Below are 2,224 nucleotides of genomic sequence, written 5' to 3' on the forward strand. Positions count from 1 at the left end.
ACCCCCTGCTGTAGCTTGGTATCGAGCCCAACTCTGCGGAGAACCCCAGTGCGACTCGCAAGGTCTTCAAGCTCTACGCTTACCGACCGAGGCATCTTTGGATCGGCAGCGGGCCACCAGCGTGTTATGGGGCGTGACCAGGGYTTGGTGGGGCCGTTGTTTCTTGCCGGGGCAGGTCAAGCCGCGGTAACGGGGTGTTTACGTGCCTGTGGTTATCGTAGGTTGGGCGGCCCGCCGCATCGTTGTAAGCGCGCGGTGATCCCGTCTTGAGCTTGGCCCCGGTGTCTATGACGATGGTGTCCACCAAGGATTTAGGTGGACACCTATGGAAGACTCCAAGCGCGTGAGCCGGCGGCGCCACGCAGCCGAACTGAAGCGGCAAGTGTTGGCGGCGTGCGCAGAGCCCGGGGCGTCTGTGGCTCAAGTGGCGCTGGCCCATGGCCTCAACGCCAACCTCGTCCACAAGTGGCGCCGCATGGTCGACGCGAGAGGCACCGCCTCGAAGGCCGGCAACCCGCAAGCCGAGTTCGTCTCGCTCACGTTGGCGCCAGGCCCCGCGGTCGTAGATGACATCCACCTTGAGCTTCGCCGAGGCGCGATCGCGGTGAACGTGACCTGGCCGTTGAGCGCGTCAGGCCAATGCGCCGCCTGGCTGYGCGAGATCCTCAGGTGATCCGCGTCGACGCGCTGTGGCTGGCCGTCGAGCCGTTGGACATGCGTGCGGGCACCGAAGCGGCGCTGGCGCGCGTGGTGCGTGTCTTCGGCGCCGCGCGCCCGCACCACGCCTACCTGTTCGCCAACCGTCGCGCCAATCGCATGAAGGTCCTGGTGCACGACGGCATCGGTATCTGGCTGTCGGCACGACGCCTGCACCAGGGCAAGTTCGTCTGGCCCAAGGACAGCGGCACCACCCTCAGCCTGACCCCTCCCCAGTTCGATGCGCTGGTGCTCGGTCTGCCGTGGCAGCGGATCGGCGAAGCCGGAGTGATCTGCGTGCTGTAGTGCAATTGCCGAATGTGCTGATGCGCTCGCGAGGACGCCGGGGCACCATCACCTTCCGTGATCGACACGGCCGACCTTGACCACCTGGACGCGCAGCAACTGCGCGAGATGGTCCTCTCCCTGAGGAGAGGGGCGGCAGCCGACAAGCTCGAGATCGCACGCCGCGACCACGAGATCGCGTTCAAGCAAGCGGCCATCGACAAGCTCACGCACGAGATGGCCGTGCTCAAGCGACTGAAGTTCGCCGCCAAGTCGGAAGCCTTCAATGCCGAGCAGAAGAGCCTGCTGGAGGAGACCATCGACGCCGACTTGGCAGCGATGGAGCGTGAGCTGGAGGACCTCGCGGCGGTGCCGGCCGCGCAGCGCGAGAAGCAGCAACCCAAGCGCCAGGCACTGCCCGCGCACCTGCCGCGCCGGGAGATCCGCCACGAGCCCGAGAGCACCACCTGTGCCTGCGGCTGCACGCTCCAGCGCATCGGTGAGGATGTGGCCGAGAAGCTCGACTACCAGCCAGGCGTGTTCAGCGTCGAGCGCCACGTGCGCGGCAAGTGGGTCTGCACGAACTGCGAGACGCTGGTGCAGGCGCCCGTCGCCCCGCACATCATCGACAAGGGCATCCCGACGGCTGGGCTGCTCTCGCAGGTGCTGGTGGGCAAGTACCTGGACCACTTGCCGCTGTACAGGCAGGAARCCATCTTCGGTCGCGCGGGCCTCGCCATCCCGCGCTCGACGCTGGCCAGTTGGGTTGGACAGTGCGGCGTGCAGCTGCAGCCTCTGGTCGACGCGCTCAAGTGCGAGATGCTCGAAGACCGCGTGCTGCATGCCGACGAGACGCCGGTGGCGATGCTCAAGCCCGGCAACGGCAAGACACACCGGGCGTACCTGTGGAGCTACTGCACGACGAGCTACAGCGCGCTGCGCGCGGTGGTGTTCGACTTCGCCGACAGCCGCGGCGGCCAGCATGCGCGCGCCTTCCTCGGGCTGCCGGGCGAGCATGGCTGGCGCGGCACACTGGTGTGCGACGACTTCAGTGGCTACAAGGCGTGCTTCGAGCTGGGCATCACCGAGGCGGGTTGCCTGGCCCATGCAAGGCGCAAGTTCCACGAACTCTGGGCCAATCACGGCAGCCCGATCGGCGAGCAGGCGCTGAAGTTCTTCGGCGAGCTCTACGCCGTCGAGCGCGAGGTTGCTGAGCTTGTGCCTGAGGATCGAAGGCGAATAC

Annotated in this window: 3 protein-coding genes; all 3 read left to right on the forward strand. The window is 66.7% G+C overall.

The annotated features are described in order from the left end of the window. Positions 1 to 325 precede the first annotated feature (325 nt). On the forward strand, positions 326 to 673 hold the full coding sequence (tnpA, locus tag AC1DOC_RS30330) for an IS66-like element accessory protein TnpA (protein ID WP_478131192.1): 348 nt from the start codon (positions 326 to 328) through the stop codon (positions 671 to 673). Further along, positions 670 to 1,002: an IS66 family insertion sequence element accessory protein TnpB gene (gene tnpB / locus AC1DOC_RS30335; protein WP_015866015.1), complete on the forward strand. Its 333-nt coding sequence runs from the start codon at positions 670 to 672 to the stop codon at positions 1,000 to 1,002. The genes tnpA and tnpB overlap by 4 nt, the downstream gene beginning before the upstream one ends. Before the next feature lie 57 nt (positions 1,003 to 1,059). Further along, positions 1,060 to 2,224: IS66 family transposase (tnpC, locus tag AC1DOC_RS30340; protein WP_478131193.1), on the forward strand; the 1,165-nt coding region annotated here is incomplete at its 3' end.

It is taken from the genome of Variovorax sp. 01T439_2, assembly GCF_056398445.1.